Origin of the sequence: Streptosporangium heterodermiicola (assembly GCF_051390675.1) — a bacterium.
Lineage (GTDB): Bacteria > Actinomycetota > Actinomycetes > Streptosporangiales > Streptosporangiaceae > Streptosporangium.
Genome location: NZ_JBPJSR010000094.1, coordinates 1 through 611 on the forward strand (window position 1 = coordinate 1; position 611 = coordinate 611).

1 protein-coding gene is annotated in these 611 nt (G+C 70.9%); it reads right to left on the bottom strand.

Translation table 11 applies throughout. From position 1 onward, the window contains the following. Positions 1-611, bottom strand: a 611-nt coding sequence (locus ACSC1Q_RS43035) for a beta-ketoacyl synthase N-terminal-like domain-containing protein (RefSeq protein WP_436764519.1), incomplete at both ends; no start/stop codon positions are given.

Genomic DNA, 611 nt, shown 5'->3' on the forward strand with positions numbered 1-611 from the left:
TGGCCGCGCGACGGGCGTGCCCGTTCTCCTGCCAGGGCACGGGCTCGGTGAGCAGTTCCACCGCACCGGCCGACCAGTCCACGTGCGGGCTCGGCTCGTCCACGTGCAGGGTCTTGGGGAGGAGTTCGTGGCGAAGGGCCATCACCATCTTGATGACGCCACCGACACCGGCGGCGGCCTGGGTGTGACCGATGTTGGACTTCAGCGACCCGAGCCGGAGTGGCCGGTCCTCCGGACGGTCCTGGCCGTACGTGGCCAGGATGGCCTGGGCCTCGATCGGGTCGCCGAGGGTGGTACCCGTACCGTGCGCCTCCACGGCGTCGATGTCCGCGGTCGACAGTCCGGCGTTCGCCAGCGCCTGGCGGATCACCCGCTGCTGCGCCGGACCGTTCGGGGCGGTGAGGCCGTTGCTCGCGCCGTCCTGGTTGATCGCGCTGCCGCGCATGACGGCGAGGACCTGGTGACCATTGCGTCGAGCGTCCGACAGCCGCTCGACGAGCAGCATGCCTACACCCTCACCCCAGCCTGTGCCGTCCGCCGACGCGGAGAACGCCTTGCAGCGCCCGTCCACCGACAGGCCTCGCTGCCGGGAGAACTCGATGAACATGCCG